The sequence below is a fragment of the Clostridium sp. AM27-28 genome (assembly GCF_003480955.1).
Lineage (GTDB): Bacteria > Bacillota > Clostridia > Lachnospirales > Lachnospiraceae > Otoolea > Otoolea fessa.
The window spans coordinates 111,563-132,101 of record NZ_QUJT01000001.1; the positions used below are offsets into that span (position 1 = coordinate 111,563).

Here is a 20,539-nt window from a genome sequence, read left to right on the forward strand (position 1 = left end):
TTGTTTTATAGCGGTTTTGCCGTCATTGATTTTTTGGCGGTCCTCCATATTTCGGGGGAGTGTAGAAGCTCCCTCACTTTTGCGTCATTCTGCGAAATGGGAATGCGGCTGTGACGATGTCTCGGCCTGTGCCTGGAAACCGGTTTCTGAATGCTGCCTTAGAAAGCGGAGAATGGCATTCAGGTAGGGCTCTGGCGTGCGGAAAAAGGTGGTGTGATGCCCGCCGGTTATCAGCAGGAGCTGACTGCCCGGAATCTGGCGGGAGAGCCAGCGGGAGTGGGAAGTCTTGATGAGATCCCGGGTCCCGGCGATGAGTAAGACCGGCGTGGAGATGTCCTGCAGTTTTCTGGCACTCAGATGGGGAGAGTGGAGAAGAAGCGAGGTCAGATTGCGGCGGCGGAGAATCCGGTGCAACAGAGGCGGCAGAACAGGATGCGGACGATGCGCACGCGCAAGAAGATGACGGCTGCTGCGGGCGGCCGCGTACAGCGCAGGGATCCGCCGGGAACTATGCCTTTTTAGGAAAAATGGCCGAGTAAGCGGAAACAGAAACCGGCTGAGTCCGTCCAGAAACGCGTGCTGAACCCGGGCACCCAGATAGAGCGGTGTGAGCAGACCGTCGGGAGAGGCATTGGCGCTCAGACAGATCAGAGAGCGCAGAAGAGACGGATATTTGCAGGCAATCTCCAGGCCGATATTGGCGCCGTCGCTGAACCCGAGCAGATGGACAGAGGAAAGGTGAAGATGCCGGAGCAGGGCAGCCACATCATCGGCCATGTCCTCTGTGGAGAAGCCGCGAAGGGCGGTACGGACGAACAGCCGGGAACGTCCATGTCCGCGGCTGTCCATCAGAATCACCTGAAAACCAGGCCTAAAATAAGAAAGAAAAGGTTCAAATACCTTGTGAGACTGGCTGTTTCCGTGCAGGATCAGAAGCGGTGTGCCGCTGCCGTGAATCTCATAATATATTTTACTGCTGTGAGTAAAAAAATAAGCATGTGTTTCCATGATGCAGCTCCTCTTTTTACGCGTCTTTTTCTGCGGTTGTTTTTTCTGTTTTTTCCGGTTTTTCTAGTTTTTTTGGCTTTTCAGAGCTTCCAACTGCTTCATTTCCAACTGCTTCATTTCCAACTGCGTCATTTTGAGTTGCTTCACTTCCGGCCTCTTTCTTTCCCGCTTCTTTCTTTTCAGCCTCTTTCTTTCCAGTCTCTTTCTTTCCAGTTTCTTCCTTCTCCGCTCCTTTTTTTCCTATCTCTTTCGCGCCGTCTTTGGAATGATCCGGCGCACTGTTTTTTGGACTGCTATGGTGATTCTTAAAACGCTGTCCCCATCCATGCAGAATGTCCCGGGCGGCTTCCTGGATCTGGTGCGGATTCTGAATGGTCACCAGGGCGTAAAACATATCCGGTGTCGGAATCTTTGGCAGATAAACATAATAGGAAGGAACCCATTCGGTCGGACTGTACTTTTCTTTGGCACGGTAGAGGTCGCGGAAGCCGTAGCAGTCATTTAAGTGATCGTAGGCAAAGCGGAGCAGCTTCTCGACCGGATTGGAGCTGTCGTTTTCCAGACCGGCAAGCGGGGCAACTCCGAGGCTACCGTATTCGATGCCTTCCTCCTTGAATACCTGAAATGCGTCATAAATGATGGTCTCCATCACGCCGCTCGGGGCATCGGTTCCGTGCCGGGTAACGTCTGCCATATAGCCGTTTTTCCCGAGGAATGGGACGAATACGATGAACGCAACGATCTTTCCATCAGCGTTGGTGGCGTAGAAATAGCGCTTATCCATCGGATTGTCGAGTCCTACCGTTCCCATGACGAAGGTCAGCATGGAACTTTTCTTCTGCTGGAGCCATTCGTTGGTGATGCGGTCCAGATTGGCCTCGATCTCCAGATCACGATTTTCAAGCGGGCGGTATTCGTGAACGACGACACCGGCTTTCCGGGCATGATTGATGTTCATGCGCATCTTGGCACCTTTTTTGCCGGAGATCTCATAGTTAGAGAGGTGAAAGCGGGCTTCTTCGCCGTTTTTAACCCATCCAAACCCCTGCCGTTTATATTCTTCCAGAAAATGATCGGTGACGCTGATAAAAAACAGGTTGTGGGTGCTGCGCTGGCAGAATTCTTTAAACTCTGCCAGGAGTGCTGGAAAATCATCATCCGCGCAGATCGGATCGCCATTGACCATGATGGTGCTTCCAACAACACCGTAAGGAATTACGCCGTCCACCTTCTGTCCAAAGTACAGAAACTTGTCGTCCTCCAGTGTCAGGTAGGCGCTGGGGTTCTGGCTGTACAGATTTAAAAGTGTCCGGGCATGCTGGAGATCCGAGGCGTGGCTGGCAGGGCGCATCAGCCAGGGACGGACCGCATACAGGATAGATGCGAGAATGCAGCCCCAGCTGAACCAGAACATGACCAGTTCAAATACGTGTGTTCCACGTGAAACATCGAGGGGATTTCCCATTCCAAAAATCATGGCAGTGCCCTGCAGAAAACTGTCTCCCAGTGAGGCGATCGTCGTTTCCCCCAGTGGTTTTACCGAAAAATGATAACTGATGCCAGCGTTGACAACGACACCTACCAGGGACAGTCCTAAAAATAAAAGGCATTTTCCCAGGCTGCGCCGGTCGGACGGGCAGCAGAAATCCTTACGGAAATACAGCAGAAGCAGAAACAGTACCGCTTCTGCGATGTGAAACGGCAGATAGAGCGGTGCCGAGAGGGATGTCAGTCCGCGCAAAAAACTCAGAAAAAGCAAAATGACCGCAATATTCCAGGCGGCGCGCTTCCGCTTTTTCAGTTGAAATGTCAGGATAAAGAGCACAACGGAAAAAGCACGCTGTACCATGTGCCCCATTTCCAGAAAAACACTTACTCGGTTTGCAAGCCCCAGTCCCGGAAGAAAGCTGAGAACAAACAGAACCAGGGAAAGGGCACAGAGTGCGCCGATCAGGATGTTTTCCAGTTGTATTCGGGTGTTCTGTTTCATAATTAAAGTCCTCCCATGTAAGTCGTGTGCGTTCAGAATCTTCTTGCATCTGTCTGGAGAGAAGATTCTGGTGCAGCTTAAGTTTTGATGCATCCGGAAAAATCCCGCAGCTTAGAAAAATAAAATGATTTTGCTGACGGATGGATGCAGTGAAACGAACAGAATCCGAAAAAGCCGGCTTTCGTTTGTTCTTGTTATAGTATACAAAAATAGGGATGTCAAGAAAAGATTTTGCCTGTAAAAGGGGCGAAAATCTTTTCTGACATCCCTGCTTTTTTGGGAAATCTGGTTCCAGAAAGTGATGCGGTACACTAATTGTGTGCTATTTCTGCGATGGCTTCGATCTCAACCTGGCAGCCGTTGCTTAAAGGACCGACCGGAAGGACGATGCGGGCCGGTTTGTGAGATTCGAAAAAGGCTGCGTATACCTGATTGGCTCTGTCCCAAAGCTCCATGGAAGAGAGGTAGATTTTACACATGACGACGCTGTTTTTATCACAGCCGGCGGCGTGCAGGACGCTCTCCATTTTATGGAGAGCCATATTCATTTCAGCTTCAAATCCACCTTCAGCCGGTTGTTTAGTGGCTGGATCAGCGGAGGTCTGGCCGGAGATGTAGAGAGTATTCTGGCAGATCATGCCAGGGGTGTAATGGCCTCTGGGGGAATTTTCATTAAAAATGGATTTCATAAGGTTACCTCCTCTAAGATTTTTAATTGTTCAAGGGATACACTGCCGCCGGAGATCAGGAAGCAGACTTTATCGGATTCTTGAAAATGGGTGAGTCCCTGTAAAACAGCTCCCATACCGATTGCGGAAGAAGGCTCACAGAGTATTTTCCCTTCAGTTAAGAGAAGCTTCCAGGCCTTTAAAAGGAATGTATCATCTACATCCAGAAATTGGTCTGTGTGAGCAGCGGCACAAGGAAAGCAGAGATCTCCAGGAATCTGTGCAACCAGGGCGTCGGCAATGGATTTTTTCTGTTCAACTCGGACAGGTTTTCCAGCCTGAACGCTGGCAGAATAGCGCGGCAGGACGGCTGGTTCTGCACCATAGACTTTGATGGATGGCTTCATGGATTTTACAGCTGTGGAGACGCCGCTGATTAAGCCACCGCCGCTGACTGGAACAACCACGGTGTCAATTTCAGGACACTGTTCGAGGATTTCGATACCAGCGGTTCCCTGGCCAGCCATGATATCTTCATCATTGAAGGGTGGAATCATGACAGCATGCTGTTCGGCACAGATGCGGGCGGCGACATCGAAACGTTCAGAGGTATCACACTGTACAACTTTTGCGCCTAACTCCTTAATTGCCTGGACTTTAATGGCGGGTGCACTAAAAGGCATGACAATAGTTGCACTTGTTCCAAGCATTTTTGCTGTATAGGCAACGGCTCTTCCGTGATTTCCAGAAGAAGCAGCAACGATTCCGCACTGGATCTGTTCAGGGGACAATTTAAGAATTTTATTTAATGCTCCGCGCAGCTTAAAGGCACCGGTCAGCTGCATGCATTCTGCTTTTACATAAACCTGGCAGTGTAGAAATTCATCCAGTTTCTGAAGCCGTATGAGTGGTGTTTTTGTAATATAAGGCTCGATCCGTTGCTTGGCCTGATAGATATCAGTTAAAGAAATTGACATAATAAAACCTCCTTGCAGATTGTATATACGGCCCGGAGTCTTTCAACGATTTGCTTTTATAGGATGAAAGCAGATATGGGAAAGTTCCGGAAGTAGGTGGTACTTATATAGATAGAAGTGGAAATATGTTTCTATCTATGCTCTGATTGTAGCGGATTTTGATATGGTTGTAAAATTTCTATTTTAACTATATAATAAAACTAAAATAACTATTTAAAAGAAGAAAAACGGAAGAAAGAGGCGAAAAATCATGGATATGGAGAGTATACGGGCGTTTTTGGATGTGATTCAGACGGGGAGTATCACGGGAGCCGCAAAACAGCGTTATATGTCCCAGCCAGCGCTCGGAAAGCGGATGATGGCGCTTGAAAAAGAGCTGGGGACGGAACTTTTTTTGCGGGGAAAAGGGCAGCAGCAGATCCGGATGACGGCGGCCGGAGAGGCGTTTGTGGATATCGCAGAGAGGATGGAGCTTCTCTATGAACAGGCGCTCAGGCTTAAGGACACGCAGCAGCGGGTGTATCTGACGGCGGCCAGCATCCGCAGTGCGCACGGGGAGGTCTTTCTTCCGCTGTTGGCTTATCTTAGGAAGGAACATCCGGAGATCTGCCTGACGGTGGAGGATCATCATACGGTGGAGATTCTTCCGCTGCTGGAAAAGAAGCGCATCGATCTGGGAATCACGCAGCTTCCGGTCACCTCGCCGGAATTGGTTTCGGAACTTCTCTATGAGGAGGAATACCGGGTAATCCAGTTGCAGGGAGGCACGCTTTGCCAGGGGCAGGGGAGGCCGGTGATGCCGTCGAAACTGGCGCAGCAGAAAGGAATTTTCCAGGCGTTTGATTCGTATTTTCAGGCGTGGTTTGAGTCACACTGGCCGCTTCACACCGTCAAGATCCGCGTCAATACGACTTCAACGGCGGAGCTTTATTTTGAAAGCCCGGATGACTGGATGATTGCCCCGGCGGCGGTTGCGCGGGAGATGGAGGCAAGGGGATTTGTGTCGGCGCCGCTTGAGGATAATTCAGCGCCGATGCATCGCGTGTATCTGACGTATCACCGGTATCGGCAGGAAGAACCGGCACTCCGTTTGACAATTGACGAACTGAGATGCCTATTTTTGCGGGAATCAAGGTAGGATTTTGTAAAAATTTTGAAAAGTATACAAATATACAAAAAAATGAATAGCCAAAACGGTTGAAATCCACCAGAACGCGTGCTATAATCTAGGTATAGGGTGGTTAAAAAATTAACAGGAGGTAGTATCAATATGGCTAGATTTACATTACCGAGGGATCTCTATCATGGAGAAGGATCTTTAGCGGAACTGAAAAATCTGAAAGGCAAAAAGGCAGTCGTTGTCGTTGGCGGTGGTTCCATGAAACGCTTCGGTTTTCTTCAGAAAGTAGAGGATTATCTGAAAGAAGCTGGCATGGAAGTGGCTCTGTTTGAGGGAGTAGAGCCAGATCCGAGCGTTGAGACCGTTATGAAGGGCGCAAAGCTTATGCAGGAATTTGGTCCGGACTGGATCGTAGCGATCGGCGGCGGTTCCCCAATCGATGCAGCAAAAGCGATGTGGGCATTCTACGAGTATCCGGATACCAAGTTTGAGGATCTGATCACTCCGTTCAATTTCCCAACACTGCGTACAAAGGCAAAATTCTGCGCGATTCCGTCTACTTCTGGTACAGCAACTGAGGTTACGGCATTCAGCGTTATTACCGATTATCATAAGGGTATCAAATATCCGTTAGCAGATTTCAATATCACACCAGATGTAGCGATCGTGGATCCGGAGCTGGCTGAGACCATGCCGCAGAAGCTGACCGCAAACACCGGTATGGATGCGATGACCCATGCGATCGAGGCGTATGTATCCACACTTCACTGTGATTACACCGACCCGCTGGCACTTCACGCAATTAAGATGATTCATACCTATCTGGTTAAATCTTACAATGGCGACAAAGAAGCGAGAGCACGTATGCACAACGCACAGTGCCTGGCAGGTATGGCATTCTCCAATGCACTGCTTGGTATCGTCCATTCTATGGCACACAAGACAGGTGCAGCTTACTCCGGCGGACATATCGTTCATGGTGCAGCGAATGCGATGTATCTTCCGAAGGTTATTAAATTTAACTCCAAGGAACCGGAGGCAGCTTCCCGCTATGCAGATATCGCGAAGTTCATCGGCTTACAGGGAGATAGCGACGAGGCTTTGGTTGACGCTCTGATTGCCGAGATCAAAGAGATGAACAAGCAGTTAAATATCGCTCCGAGCATTAAGCTCTATGAGGGTGGAATCATTGACGAGAAAGAATTCAATGACAAACTGGCAACCGTAGCAGAGCTGGCAGTTGGCGATGCATGTACCGGTTCCAACCCGCGTTCGATCAATCCGGAGCAGATGGCGAAACTTCTGACCTGCTGCTTCTATGATACAGAGGTTGATTTCTAGGAACTGTTCAGTACCTTCACAGTCACGCGCAAAAATCCATTAAAAATTGCCTGCGGCAATGGGATTTTTGCCTGCAATCTCTAATTTAATAAGTTTCTGATTTAGAATGATAAAAGCCATCCGGCTAAAAACTGGATGGCTTTTATCATTGTGTTTTTTTGTTAGCTGGTGTTTTACCTTTTTGGTGATTGGCGCGTTTGCGTCCTATGCGTTTTCTGCGTGACTGTTTTTCTCACCGGTTTCTCCGTCTGTCATTGCTTCATGCTGCCCGGTCAGCCGTGCCAGAAGTGCTTTCGCTTCCTCTGTACAGCGGAGAATCTGCGCCTGATCCGGCAGCTCGATGTCGTGGATCAGGACATTCCGCAGCTTGCGGAGCTGGACAATCTGGTTGATCATTTCTTTGTCAAAGAGATCCATCCGCTTGAGCGTATTGATATTGAAGGCACCGCGGGAACGCGGCGAGGTGCGCCGTGCAGTCTTGTTGAGCAGGCGCTCTAACGGTACCCACTCTTCAAGAAACTGGTTGACAGCCTGCAGGGTTTCTGGTGAGGTGGTTTCTGGTTCCGTCCGCAGCTCCTGGTAGCACTGGTAGCGCTTTTCATTGCCGGAGATAATCTGATCGATGATCTGCTGGGAAATGGTGCGCCGATCCTTTTCAAATTTGACAGACCGCAGAATGGGGGTAATATCTTTGAGACCGGTGAGCTGTAAACGCTGCAAAAGTCGGTAGAGCAGGGCAATATTTCCCATTCGAAGCTCGATGTCCTCGGTTTTGAGATGGCTGCTCAGGAAGTTATAGAGATAGGACGCCAGCTCGTACTGGCTTCCAAACGCGGCATTGCGGCTGCGGAGCCGCTCATTTCCGGCTGCCTGTAGGCGTTCCAGCGCGATCTCACCGGCAAGAACCAGACCATTTAACTCATCTAAGATTGACAGCTCTTCCTCAGATAAAGTTCCCTGCATCGGCTTGTAAATCAGGTCGTGTTCAACCTCGGACCACGCGTGCATGATCAGGGATGCCACCTGGATCTCGATGCGCGCCGCTCCGTATTTTCTTTGTGATTCATTTAAAATTTCATCGCGCATCCGCGCGCGGTAATGGTTCGCCCAATAGCCGGAAAACCGTTTGTGGTAAGTCGGGGGTTTCGACTGTTCTGGGAACTGTTTAAATTCCAGGATATTGAAAAGCTCCGAGATGATCGCATCTACCTTGCCGCGATCACCGGGGAAATACAGGGAGACGCGCACGCCGGACAGATCGGCAATGTCGTTGTAGATTTCCTCGAGTGTCTGGTATGGTTCTTCACGTCTGGAATTGCGCCGCTGCACTTTTGTGCGGAGTCTGGCGGGATTCTTGGCGCGAGAGGTCACGATCGCCCGGATACCGGCATTTTGCAGGGCAAGCTGGAGTTTCTCTGCCGCGAGCCGGCCGGCTGCGTCGTAGAACGTCCATTTCATCTTGTATGTATCGATAAATTGTTGTATTAAATCCATAAGCAGCCCCTCCCAAGGTGCATAATAAAGCTTAGAAGAAAGCATTCTGATAAAAAATGCTTTTTCTTTCTATCATGAAGTATAGCAAAGATGGAAGCACTCTGCCAGTGGTTCTATGTAAAATATTAGGTTTTCTTACGGCACCTTCGGTTCCAAAGTTACTGTTCACGGGTAGGCACTTTTGGAATCGAAAGTGCCTACCCGTGAACCAATAACCAAATATGGACTTATACACAGATTTGTGGTAAAGTTATGGACAGTGACAACGTGAAGAAAGAAAAGTAAGAGGTAATGGGGAAAAAAGGAACCGTTACAAAGAGACGAGAATTATGGGACAGTTTATAGTATTAGATCTGGAATGGAACCAGAGTCCGGCGGGCAAGGAAGGCTCGATGAACCGGCTTCCATTTGAGATTATTGAGATAGGCGCGGTAAAATTAAATACAAATCTTCAAATCATTTCGGAATTTCGCCGTCTGATCCGCCCGCGGGTGTACCGGCAGATGCATTATAAGATATCAGAAGTGACGCATATGTCGATCGAGCAGCTTGACACAGAAGGCGAGGATTTTGTGCGTGCGATGACCGAATTTTTAGAATGGTGCGGGGATGATTATCGGTTCTGTACGTGGGGCTCGATGGATCTGACTGAATTGCAGCGGAATATGGTGTATCACGGGATGGATCTGCAGTTTCCGTTGCCGCTTCTCTACTATGATTTGCAGAAAATTTATGCCCTGATCCACGGCACTAAGCAAAAGGAGTCGTTAGATACCGTGGTAGAGGAATTGCACCTCACGGAAGACCGCCCGTTCCACCGGGCGCTGGATGATGCGTACTACACGGGGCGTGTCATGAGTGAGATGGACTTTTACAGCATGATGGAGTATATTTCAGTGGATTATTACCAGCCGCCGCTGACGGAGGAGGACGAGATTTACCTGGAATTTCCAGAATATGCGAAATTTGTGTCGCGTGAGCATGAGACGAAGGAAGAAATTTTGGAGGAACGGCGTGTGGCGGAGATGGTTTGTTACAAATGCCGCCGGACCTTGCGGAAAAAGATCCGCTGGTTTTCCTCAAATCAGAAATTTTATTTCTGTCTGGCGGTCTGTCCGGAGCACGGTTATATGAAGGGAAAGATCCGGATGAAGAAGTCGGAGGACGGCTCATTCTTTGCTGTTAAGACGACGAAGCTGGTCGGAGAAGAGGGAGCAGCCTACGTGGAGCAGAAGAAGGAGGAAACGAAGAAGAAGCGCGCGGAACGCAACAAGGCGAAGAAGTCTGGAAAGACGGCAGAAGCCGCCGAGTAGGGCGAAGGCAGCCGAGTGGATTGACCGTATGAAATAGGAATTAAAGAAATAATGTGACTGTGAAGGTACTGAACAGTTACGAAATAATGTAAAGAAAAGAGTTACTGGATATGGAAATGAAGAGAAGTTCCACATCTGGTAACTCTTTTTGTGTCAGTTATGAGATTTTATTTTATGCGATCGTTTCTTCCTTTTTTTCGCCAGCGCCGTTCGGCGGTCCTGCATCATCAGGTCGAACTCTGCTTCGGACATTCCGCTGTCGCGGAGACGTTCCGCGCGCCGTCTGCGGCGTTCTGCGAGGGCGTCCTCCTCCTGGCGGCGCTGCATCTGGAGAAAACGGATGCCGGCGGTGACCGCGCCGATCACGACAAGAATGGCGGTCAGTGCGGCGATGAATGCCGGTGGAACGCGGACGGAAATATGAAACAGCTGTCCAAAGGATTTACTGGTGGAACTATTTTCCTGATTAGCAGCCGATTCGGGCGGATTGGAGAGCGGCAAGGCCTCCGAGGAGCCGTTTGAGAGGGCAGTGTCGGAGCTGTCCTGCGCGGCAGCTGTTGCCGCCTGGGATACGAGCTTTTCAGGAATATCTGCCGCTGTCTGGCTGCTGTCGGTGAGGGTCAGATATGCCTGGCCAACCTTGTGATCGCCGAGCGAATAAGTGACACAGGCGATTGTGCCGTCCGGTGCGCCAGCCGGGATCTCATAGTCGAAGGAGGTCGTTGTCTCCGAGAAATCCGCTGTTTTTGGAAGTACCACGCGGCTATCTGGGTCGATGGACAGGGATTCGCCCCCGGCGGTAGACACATCTGCAATTTTTAAATCTTTTCCGATATTTGAAAAAGTTTGATCATAATCTGCAATTTTGACCGACTGGAAATTGTTAAATCCAAAGTCGAGCAGCCGGCTGGTATCCTCATACTGCGTGTTGTTGCTGTGCAGGATGACGGTAATCAGTGTCGTATCGCCCTGTCTGGCACCATTGACCAGTGTGTTGAGGGCGATGGAGGTATAACCGGTTTTGCCGCCGAGGACGTCCGGACGGTAGTACTGCGGCCAGTTCTTTTTGACCAGCTTATTGCCCGGGGAGATGCCCTGTCCCTCGGGATTTTTCTGGTTCGGCGGCAGTTTATAGTAGGTTGTCTCGACGATCTTGGCAAACGTAGGATTTTCAAATGCCGCCCGCGTGATGAGCGCCATGTCGTAGGCGCTGACATAGTGTTCCTCGTTATTCAGACCGCTCGGATTTGCAAAATGCGAATCCTGGCACCCAAGCTCGGCGGCTTTTTCATTCATCAAAACAGCAAATGCATCAGCGGAGCCAGCTACGTGCTCGGCGAGTGCGTTGGCAGCCTCATTGGCTGATTTTAAAAGCAGGGCGTAGAGGCAGTCCTTGACGCTGGCAGTATCGCCTGTATCGTATCCGGCGCTGCTGCTGTTGGATTCCACGTTGTAGACCGCGCTCTCGGAAAAGGTGACTGTCTCATCGAGGGAACAGTGCTCCAGAACGATGAGGGAGGTCAGAACCTTCGTGATACTGGCAGGAGAGTAGGTTTCGTGGATGTTTTTTCCATATAAAACGACTCCGGTGTTGGCGTCCATGACGATCCCGGCATCGGAGTCAATCGAAATGTCCGACGGCCATTCAGTGGAGGCAAGCGCCTGCATCGGGGCGGCGAGCAGGGACAGCAAAAGTGTACCAATTAAAAACAAGGACAACTTGCTGCCTGTGCTGCCAGCTATTTTCGTCTTCAAATCCGGAGCAGCCGGGTGGCTGGAACTACCTGGAGAGCTGACACCTCCGGAATTTCCGGAATTTTCTGCCCCTGATTTGCCCCTGCGGTGTTCCCGCAGGATACATGCAAGGCAGAGAAGAAACAGGGCGCCGGTCATCAGGCAGAAGGTGATGCCGATCCGGGCGGCGGTGTCCATGAAAAATGGTTCCGGCACGATGTTGATCAGAAGATCGGTCCGCGGATCGAGCTGCCAGAGATCGTTGGTAAAGAAGATTTTGTGGAAAATAATAAAATATTTCGTAAAATCAGTGGAAATGATCCCGGCAAGCAGGGCGGTCACGCCCAGAAATAAAACCGTCCCGGCGCAGAGCATCCGTGGCAGCAGGTGTTTTAACGGAACCTTTAAAAGTGCCAGCAGTGCAACCGATGCCGCTGCCAGAAACAGGCAGAGGCGGCGCAGCGCCAGTCCTCCGAGAAAGAGGTTGCGGACATCCGCCATGTGCGCCTTTTCCCTGGCGTTGAAAAATTCGCGCGGCGTCCCGTCTACGACGGTGTCAATGTTCAGATCGTCGCGGCTGCCGCGCAGATACGCCATCATCTCGTCCGTCACGTAAAGCAGGTCGTCCATCTCCATATGGACATCATCGGCAACCTGGTAGCGGGTGTATTCATTTTCATAATAATGCGGCGTCCAGTAAGCGACGGCTTCCACCGAGGTGATCAGAAACATGATCATCAGACTGAAAGCACAGATAAGCCCCAGAAGCCAGCTTAAATATGTTTTTTTCTGTGTCATATAAAACCTTTCGCGGCTGTCAGATTGTGGTACAGCTGCAGCCTTTCATTTTATGTGATAAATTTGTAAAGAGGTCGTTTGTTCTATTTTCCTTGAAACGGCTCTGTATGTTAAAGTTTCCGTTTCGTTATCCAGTATAACAGTTTCGGGGAAGCATGAAAAGGCGCGAAATGGAAAAATATGTGAAATTTTTGTTACTGTTTACGGGTAGGCACTTTTGGAACCGAAAGTGCCGTAAGAAAACATGGTGGCAGCAGGAATTTGCCATATTTAAATGCGAAGCCACGGCAAATTCCGTTACTGGGCACGATGCGTGAACAGTAATAAATTTTTCGAAAGAATGGCGGGAGGGTGGAATAGGGGCTTGTCAGCTGGCGGGGGATTCCTGTATACTGGGGGAAGATGTTATAATCTGGAGCAGAAAGAGAGAGGATACGAATATGATAAAGGCAGTCATCTTTGATATGGATGGGGTCATCATTGACAGTGAAGGAATTTATCTGAATTATCTGTATGAATATGCAAAAACGAAAAATCCGGAGGTGACTCTGGAGAGTCTGCACGGGACGGTGGGGACGACGAAGCAGGACTGCTGGATGGTTGTGGAGAAGGCGATCCACAATGGTCAGACCTGGCAGGAGCTGCATGACGAGTATCTGGGGCGCTGGACGGACATTTTTAATTCGATTGATTATCTCTCGATCTTCCGCCCGGAGATTCTGGATGTGATGGATCGCCTGAAAGCAGAGGGCTTCCGGCTGGCGGTCGCATCCGCGACGAATATTGAGCAGGTGGAGCGCATTTTAAAGGAAAATGGCGTGGCGTCCCGTCTGGAGCGGATGATCAGTGCGAGTACGTTCAAGCGCAGCAAGCCGGATCCGGCGGTTTACCTCTATACGGCGGAGCAGATGGGCCTGCAGCCGGAGGAGTGCCTTGTGATTGAGGATTCGACGGTCGGCATTACGGCGGGGCACTGCGCGGGAATGACAGTGGCGGCGCTCATCGATAACCGTTTTTCCTTTGACCGGAGTCTGGCGGACTATGAGTTAAATTCGCTGGAGGAGATTGTGCCGCTGGCGGAGAAAATTCGGGATTTAAAGTAAAATTTGAGTTGAGTAAATTCAGGGATTCATTGCGGAAAGTATAATTGCGAAAGTGATGAACCATTGTACAAAGAAAATGAAAAGGAACCATATATGTCAGGGAGAAGAATCACTGCATGTATGGTTCTTTTTTGGCTGATTACTGCGAAACCTGCCGGATAAAGTCTCTGGAAACGTAGGCTTCCTGTCCGTTGTAGCTGATTACCGCCCATTTTTCGTCGTAATCACGGAGATATTCCACATCGGTATCTGGTGCTAGAACACCAATTCTGTCGGTGTCGGTGGATGGTTCCGGACGGACATTGACTGTGTCGGTGGTCCGGTAAACGGTCGATTCTGCGGCAACGGTCTCTGCCTCGGTTTCTGGAGCCAGCGATTCGGTGCTGACGGCTGCAGTAGAATCCGGTTTGGCATCCGTCGCAGGGCGTATCATCTTGATGATCAAAAGCAGCAGGATGATAATAATAATCAGAAGCACTGGTTTAATAATGCTTCGAAATTCAAAAGACGGACCGCCTGCATAGGCGCGCGGACGGCGTCCCTCGGAGCTGCCGGAACGTGTGCAGGCAGGTTTTCCGTTTCCAGAGCCGGCAGAGGGATGGCGGCTGTTCCCACGAAGGCGGGAAGAAGCGGAGGTTGGAGCTGCACTTCGGGAAGCCCGGGTGGATTTTTTTGTGTCATTGTAGTCATTTGCGAAGGTGTAGACCTCCTGCGACAGAAGGTGATGCGCCTGATTGGCGTTGTAGGCGCTGTTGTCTCCCTCATGGATCGCCTTGTTGCCGATCGTGCGGATCTTGTGGTAATGTTCGCAGGTGGTCTTGCTGATTTTTCCGGCGCTGTAGAGGGCATCGATCATTTCCAGAAGGCCGGTCTCCAGGATGCCATATCGCTCGCAGAGGCATTTGACCATGTATTCAAGGGTCTGGCGGGCTTTCACCATCGCCAGGTTATAATTCTTCTGTCCGATCAGGCGCTCGGTCTCGCGAACCCCGCCGTGGATTTGTTCCCAGGTGCTCTGACCTGTGTTAGCTGTTGTTCCCATAGGCATATCCTCCTGTGTATATGATGCAGGTCCGAAACCGGCGTGCCGACGGCTGTTCCCGGACGGATCCTGACTTTTGAATGTCCGGCGAACGGGTGAAAAGACGGCAGCCATTTCGTGACCGTATGTTTGGTTTTGCTCTAAAATTATTATAATATAATCGGTTGAATTATTCATCTATAAAATGATGAAAATTGGAAAAGTTATGAAATTTGTAAGAAAAGGACACAAAGTCGGACGGATTAGAAGGGACGGCATGGAGGAGAGTGGAGGCTGTTTATGGGCAGGCATTTTTGGAACCGAAAGTGCCACAAGAAAACGTGGTGGCAGCAGGAATTTGCCGTATTTAAATGCGAAGCCACGGCAAATTCCGTTACTGGGCACGTATGCGTGAACAGTAACACGGGGATCGTAAAATGGTGTGAAAATAGAGCACCTTTGCTTGCGAAATGGGGGCTTCAATGGTAAGATAAGGATAGATCCGGCGGGTAAGCCGGGGCGTCTCAACGGAATGATACGGTACGGAAGAAAGTCCATCCGGGACGGCGCAGATTGTAGACAGCAGGAGGAACGAAGATGAGATTACGCCATATACCGGGCGCAGAGCAGATGATAGAAGAAAACCCGCATGTGGTTCATGGGGTGAAGGAGAAGAAGGGAACCTGGCAGCAGATTTTTGGAAATGACCATCCGATCCGCATCGAGGTGGGTATGGGTAAAGGTCAGTTTATTTTGGAGCAGGCGTCCCGCAACCCGGATGTGAATTTTGTTGGTATTGAGAAATATTCGACGGTTCTTTTAAAGGCGATCCGCAAGAGAGAACAGATGGAACTGTCCAATATCTATTTCTTATGTGAGGATGCCAGAGAACTGGCAGAGATTTTTGGACCGGGGGAAGTAGAGCGGATTTATTTGAATTTTTCGGATCCGTGGCCGAAGGACCGCCATGCGAGACGGAGACTGACCTCGCCGCCATTTATGGCAGTGTACGATCAGATTCTCCAGAAGGATGGAAGAGTCGAGTTCAAGACGGACAACCAGGATTTATTTTCCTATTCCCTGGAAGCTATCCCGGAGGCGGGCTGGCGCATCACAGAATATACCCGTGACCTGCACCACAGCGAGATGGCAGAGGGCAACGTCATGACCGAGTACGAGGCAAAGTTCTCGGCGCAGGGCAAGCCGATCTGCAAGCTGGTGGCAGTGCGGTAGGAAAATCATTACTGTACACGGGTAGGCACTTTTGGAACCGAAAGTGCCGTAAGAAAACGTGGTGGTAGCAGGAATTTGCCGTATTTAACGGTTATCTGAGCTGGCAGAGCCGGAATAAAGAAAATAAAAGCTGCATATATTTACTATAATATAAAGAAGGATGGCTGGATGCGCGGCGGTGCTTTTTGTGAGAAACCTGGACTCACATGAATGGTAACGAGGCGCGCAGAGCGTTTGCCAGAAGTCAGGAATGGATATTAAAAAGCAGCTTACACGGAAACTTATTCAGGCGACCAGCGATAAGGTGGAACTGAATAAACAGGCGTTAAAATGGAAAAAATCGATGGAAGAGGCAGCAAAGGCACTGGGAGGCGGTAAAAAGAAGCCGTCGTAAAGAGAAACAGGGCACTTCTGTTGACTGCCTGTATGGATAGAACGAAAGGAGAAAATGAGTGATGGAAATGAAGTTTACGACCGCGAATTTTGAGGAGGAGGTACTGAAATCGGAGATTCCGGTACTGGTTGATTTTTATGCAGACTGGTGCGGTCCGTGCCAGATGATGGCGCCGGTGATCGGGCAGCTGGCGGGCGAGTATGAGGGAAGAGTGAAGATCGGAAAGCTGAATGTCGATGAGAACCCGGATATTGCAGTCCGGTATAAGGTTATGTCGATCCCGACGATGATTATTTTCCGGAATGGGGAAGTATTCAGCAAGGAAGTCGGCGCTAGTTCAAAGAAGGAAGTGGAGAAGGCGATTGGGCGGGCACTGTAAAAGCTGCGTCTTTGGAGTCCGGCGTGGGGCAGTTTGAAAAGAGTCGCATCTTTGAAATCCGGCGTGCGGCAGCTCGAAAAAGCTGGCGCTTTTCCTCGCTGTAGGGCATTCGCCCTATAAAACAAAAAAGGTATAACTTCTGATGCTTATGTGCGAGCACAACGCCTCAGAAGCCATACCTTTTTTATTTTGCACGCCTCATTGCCTAAACACAAAGTGCCTGCCCCACAGCTCTCGGTCTGCGAAACAAGCACTTGATAGTGCGCCTTCAGGGACTCGAACCCTGGACAAATAGATTAAGAGTCTACTGCTCTACCAACTGAGCTAAAGGCGCTTATTTTGTTTTCTTGCGGATGCCTCATCCGTAAGACATGAGTTATTCTACTCCATCCAGAATAAAATGTCAACAGTTTTTTAAATATTTTTAAAAATATTTTAAAAAGCATTATTTTCGGTATTTTTAAAACAGATAAGGGTATGGGCGAAGGAGACTCAGAGGGTATATGGGATGCAGCCATGGGAGAAATGACGAGGTGGGTTTTGCACATGGGACGGTGGATAAGTCTGGAAAGAACGTCGTGGAAAGGGGATCACAGATTTGGGTGTTTGTAAAGGGAGAAAATGATTTTTGTGCAAAATTCTGATTCGAAAAAATATAGGGGAATCCTCTTCCATTTTTAATCTAATTGGTGTATGCTTAAATACGTCACGACGAACACACTATATATTGTGTTATGAAAGAAAACGAGTTCAATATTTTGTGTGTAATTCTAAAAATTACCTAAATACAAATCAAAAATAAAGCCAATCGTAAGACAAGTCGGAACGGAAAAGAATCCTGTCAGTGAAGGCATCCGGACATGAAAAATAGCCTGTCAGAAGAAGGCGTTGCTCTCATGAATGAGGAAATGAGAGTAAGCTGGGGGACGGGAAATGGATACAGATGGATGTTCGATGTATGCCATAAAAGTAGAAAGAGAAATCACAGAAACAGGAACCGGCGAGTCAATTTATAGATTATAGAAGACAAGTCATAAAACGGGCTTAAGGGTAAGGAGAGGGAACAGGGATGGAAGACACAGTAACAACCAATGTAATCAAACGAAATGGAGAAGAAGTACATTTTGACCGGGCGAAGATCGTAAATGCGATCACGAAAGCGAACGGCAATGTGGAGCGTATTCACCAGATGAACCCGTACCAGATTGAAGCGATTGCAGATACGATCGCCGAGCAGGTGCAGGAGATGCCGCACGCGGTGAATGTGGAAGATATCCAGGATATGGTAGAGACCAGCATTATGGAGATGCGTGGTTATGAGGTTGCACAGAAATATGTGCGCTACCGCTACCGCAGGGAGTTAAAACGCAAGTCCAACACGACCGATAACGGCATCCTGGCACTTTTGGACCATATTAATGAAGAAGTGAATCAGGAAAACTCCAACAAGAACCCGGTCATCAACTCGACCCAGCGTGACTACATGGCGGGCGAGGTCAGCAAGGACTTATCCAAGCGTGTGCTGCTGCCGGAGGAGATCGTCCGCGCGCATGAGGAAGGCATCATCCATTTCCATGATACCGACTATTTTGCACAGAAGGAGCACAACTGCGACCTGATCAATCTGGAGGATATGCTGCAGAATGGCACTGTGATCAGTGAGACGATGATCGAGAAGCCGCACAGTTTCTTTACGGCCTGCAACGTGACTACCCAGATCGTGGCGCAGGTAGCCAGCAACCAGTATGGCGGACAGTCCTTTACTCTGGCGCATCTGGCACCGTTTGTGGACATCAGCCGTCAGAAGCTGCGCAAGAACGTGATTGCAGAGCGCACCGAGTGCGGCGAGGCACTGGATGAGGATATCATCAACCGCGTGACCGAACGCCGTCTGCGCGAGGAGGTTAAGAGCGGCATCCAGACGATCCAGTACCAGCTTATCACCCTGATGACCTGTAACGGACAGGCTCCGTTTGTCACGGTATTTATGTATCTGGACGAGGTTCCGGAGGGACGGACCAGAGATGACCTTGCGATGATCATCGAGGAAGTGATGCTGCAGAGAATGCAGGGCGTCAAGAATGAAAAGGGCGTCTGGATCACACCGGCGTTCCCGAAACTTATCTATGTGCTGGATGAGGACAATATTACAGAAGGTTCGAAATATTGGCACCTGACTGAGCTGGCAGCGAAATGTACCGCGAAACGGATGGTTCCGGACTACATTTCCGCTAAGATTATGAAGGAATTAAAGAAGGGCGAGGTTTACCCGTGCATGGGCTGCCGTTCTTTCCTGACGGTAGAAGATTCCCAGATGCTGCCGAACGGTAAGCATAAATTCTATGGACGTTTCAACCAGGGTGTTGTCACGATTAACCTGGTCGATGTGGCTTGTTCTTCGGAGGGAGATATGGACCGTTTCTGGCAGATTCTCGATGAGAGACTGGAACTGTGCCATCGTGCGCTCCGCTGCCGTCATGAGAGGCTGCTCGGCACGATCTCCGATGTGGCGCCGATTCTGTGGCAGAATGGTGCGCTTGCCCGCCTGAAAAAGGGTGAGACGATCGACAAACTCCTGTACAACGGCTATTCTACGATTTCTCTGGGATATGCAGGTCTGTATGAGATGTGTATGCGGATGTTAGGAAAATCCCACACCGATCCGGAGGCGAAGCCATTTGCACTGAAAGTTATGCAGCGTCTGAATGATAAATGCAAAGAGTGGAGAGAGGCGGAGAACATCAGCTATTCTGTATACGGCACGCCGATGGAGTCTACGACTTATAAATTTGCAAAATGCCTGCAGAAGCGCTTCGGTATCATTCCGGGCGTTACGGATAAGAACTATATCACGAACAGCTACCATGTACACGTATCCGAGAAGATTGACGCGTTCAGTAAGCTGAAATTTGAGGCAGAGTTCCAGAAGCTTTCCCCGGGCGGTGCGATCAGCTACATCGAGGTGCCGAATATGCAGACTAATATTCCGGCAGTTCTCTCTGTAATGCAGTTTATCTACAATAACATTATGTACGCGGAGCTGAACACCAAGAGTGATTTCTGTGAGAAGTGTGGCTATGACGGCGAGATCAAGATTGTTGAGGATGAGGCTGGCAAGCTGGTGTGGGAGTGCCCGAACTGCGGCAACCGCGACCAGAACAAGCTCTTTGTCGCACGCCGTACCTGCGGCTACATCGGAACCCAGTTCTGGAATCAGGGACGTACCCAGGAGATCCGCGATCGGGTGCTGCATCTGTAGGATGTGGTGAAAGCCTCCGAGAGTACATTGGTCTAGGGGAGGAAGATATGTATTACGGAACCATCAAAAAGTATGATATTGCCAACGGTCCTGGCGTGCGCGTCAGCTTGTTTGTGTCGGGGTGCCGCCATCACTGTAAGGGCTGTTTCAATGCGGAGACGTGGGATTTCCGATATGGACAGTTATATACAGAAGAGACGGAGAAAGAGATTTTAGCGGCATTGGAGCCGGGATATATACAGGGCTTTACGCTGCTCGGCGGAGAACCGTTTGAGCCGGAAAACCAGGTGGAGCTGGTACATTTACTTCAGAAGGTGCGCGAGACGTATCCGGAGAAGGATATCTGGTGCTACAGCGGCTATCTGTGGGATCGGGATCTGGCAGCCGGCGGCGTGGTCCATACAGAGGTGACAGACGAGATGCTGTCCTATGTGGATGTGCTGGTGGACGGAGAGTTCGTGGAAGCGGAGAAGGATCTGACCCTGCAGTTTCGCGGAAGCCGGAACCAGAGGATTCTGGAGCTTAAGAGAATAGGAAGAAAATAATAAGAATGAGATAAAAAGCTGCTGCAGATCGGAAAAAACTTTCTGATCTGCGGCAGCTTTTTGCATTACAAGGGAGATACAGCAAGCATATACGTGCCTTTGTAATCCGGGGCAGGCTATCATAAGTGGATATTTTCTTCAAGGGGCATAAATAACCCACCT

General features: G+C 49.8%; 16 protein-coding genes and 1 tRNA gene. 9 read left to right on the forward strand and 8 right to left on the reverse strand.

What is annotated here, in order from left to right:
• Positions 1-84: 84 nt before the first annotated feature.
• The 4 genes from DW720_RS00605 to DW720_RS00620 form a co-directional block, all read right to left on the reverse strand.
• Positions 85-1,008: an alpha/beta hydrolase gene (locus tag DW720_RS00605; protein ID WP_118628359.1), complete on the reverse strand. Its 924-nt coding sequence runs from the start codon at positions 1,006-1,008 to the stop codon at positions 85-87.
• A 16-nt stretch (positions 1,009-1,024) separates the two neighbouring features.
• Positions 1,025-2,998, reverse strand: a complete 1,974-nt coding sequence (locus DW720_RS00610; RefSeq protein ID WP_182436498.1) for a phosphatidylglycerol lysyltransferase domain-containing protein — start codon at positions 2,996-2,998, stop codon at positions 1,025-1,027.
• 311 nt (positions 2,999-3,309) lie between these two features.
• Complete coding sequence (locus DW720_RS00615; RefSeq protein ID WP_118628360.1) at positions 3,310-3,687, reverse strand: RidA family protein; 378 nt, start codon at positions 3,685-3,687, stop codon at positions 3,310-3,312.
• Positions 3,684-4,643, reverse strand: a complete 960-nt coding sequence (locus DW720_RS00620) for a threonine/serine dehydratase (protein WP_118628361.1) — start codon at positions 4,641-4,643, stop codon at positions 3,684-3,686. Before DW720_RS00620 ends, DW720_RS00615 begins: the two co-directional genes overlap by 4 nt.
• Positions 4,644-4,893: 250 nt before the next feature.
• On the opposite strand from DW720_RS00620, the gene DW720_RS00625 reads away from it, so the two are divergent.
• Positions 4,894-5,781, forward strand: a complete 888-nt coding sequence (locus DW720_RS00625) for a LysR family transcriptional regulator (protein ID WP_118628362.1) — start codon at positions 4,894-4,896, stop codon at positions 5,779-5,781.
• 132 nt (positions 5,782-5,913) lie between these two features.
• Positions 5,914-7,104 carry an iron-containing alcohol dehydrogenase gene (locus DW720_RS00630; RefSeq protein ID WP_022359140.1) on the forward strand — a complete coding sequence of 397 codons (1,191 nt, stop codon included), beginning with the start codon at positions 5,914-5,916 and terminating at the stop codon, positions 7,102-7,104.
• Positions 7,105-7,308: 204 nt separating this feature from the next.
• On the opposite strand, the gene DW720_RS00635 is transcribed toward DW720_RS00630, so the two are convergent.
• Complete coding sequence (locus DW720_RS00635; protein WP_118628363.1) at positions 7,309-8,598, reverse strand: RelA/SpoT domain-containing protein; 1,290 nt, start codon at positions 8,596-8,598, stop codon at positions 7,309-7,311.
• Between the two features lie 329 nt (positions 8,599-8,927).
• On the opposite strand from DW720_RS00635, the gene DW720_RS00640 reads away from it, so the two are divergent.
• Complete coding sequence (locus DW720_RS00640) at positions 8,928-9,911, forward strand: 3'-5' exonuclease (protein ID WP_118749144.1); 984 nt, start codon at positions 8,928-8,930, stop codon at positions 9,909-9,911.
• A 153-nt stretch (positions 9,912-10,064) separates the two neighbouring features.
• Here DW720_RS00640 and DW720_RS16170 read toward each other — a convergent pair whose 3' ends face one another.
• Positions 10,065-12,443: a TIGR01906 family membrane protein gene (locus DW720_RS16170; protein ID WP_347560686.1), complete on the reverse strand. Its 2,379-nt coding sequence runs from the start codon at positions 12,441-12,443 to the stop codon at positions 10,065-10,067.
• A 440-nt stretch (positions 12,444-12,883) separates the two neighbouring features.
• On the opposite strand from DW720_RS16170, the gene DW720_RS00655 reads away from it, so the two are divergent.
• On the forward strand, positions 12,884-13,546 hold the full coding sequence (locus tag DW720_RS00655) for an HAD family phosphatase (protein ID WP_107000922.1): 663 nt from the start codon (positions 12,884-12,886) through the stop codon (positions 13,544-13,546).
• A gap of 139 nt (positions 13,547-13,685) precedes the next feature.
• On the opposite strand, the gene DW720_RS00660 is transcribed toward DW720_RS00655, so the two are convergent.
• Positions 13,686-14,588, reverse strand: coding sequence for an SH3 domain-containing protein (locus tag DW720_RS00660; RefSeq protein ID WP_118749145.1), 903 nt, complete (start codon positions 14,586-14,588; stop codon positions 13,686-13,688).
• A gap of 576 nt (positions 14,589-15,164) precedes the next feature.
• On the opposite strand from DW720_RS00660, the gene trmB reads away from it, so the two are divergent.
• From trmB to trxA, 3 genes are all read left to right on the forward strand, one after another.
• Positions 15,165-15,800: a tRNA (guanosine(46)-N7)-methyltransferase TrmB gene (gene trmB / locus DW720_RS00670; RefSeq protein ID WP_118749146.1), complete on the forward strand. Its 636-nt coding sequence runs from the start codon at positions 15,165-15,167 to the stop codon at positions 15,798-15,800.
• Between the two features lie 250 nt (positions 15,801-16,050).
• Positions 16,051-16,194: a hypothetical protein gene (locus DW720_RS15640; protein WP_181357206.1), complete on the forward strand. Its 144-nt coding sequence runs from the start codon at positions 16,051-16,053 to the stop codon at positions 16,192-16,194.
• A 61-nt stretch (positions 16,195-16,255) separates the two neighbouring features.
• Entirely contained in the window at positions 16,256-16,573 is a 318-nt protein-coding gene (gene trxA, locus DW720_RS00675) for a thioredoxin (RefSeq protein WP_118468980.1), read from the forward strand.
• A 261-nt stretch (positions 16,574-16,834) separates the two neighbouring features.
• Here the strand turns inward: trxA and DW720_RS00680 are convergent.
• Positions 16,835-16,907 (reverse strand) — tRNA-Lys (locus tag DW720_RS00680).
• 735 nt (positions 16,908-17,642) lie between these two features.
• Here DW720_RS00680 and nrdD point away from each other — a divergent pair.
• Together nrdD and nrdG are read left to right on the forward strand one after the other, a co-directional pair.
• Entirely contained in the window at positions 17,643-19,832 is a 2,190-nt protein-coding gene (gene nrdD, locus DW720_RS00685; protein WP_117796798.1) for an anaerobic ribonucleoside-triphosphate reductase, read from the forward strand.
• Between the two features lie 47 nt (positions 19,833-19,879).
• On the forward strand, positions 19,880-20,377 hold the full coding sequence (gene nrdG / locus DW720_RS00690; RefSeq protein WP_117796799.1) for an anaerobic ribonucleoside-triphosphate reductase activating protein: 498 nt from the start codon (positions 19,880-19,882) through the stop codon (positions 20,375-20,377).
• Positions 20,378-20,539: the final 162 nt, after the last annotated feature.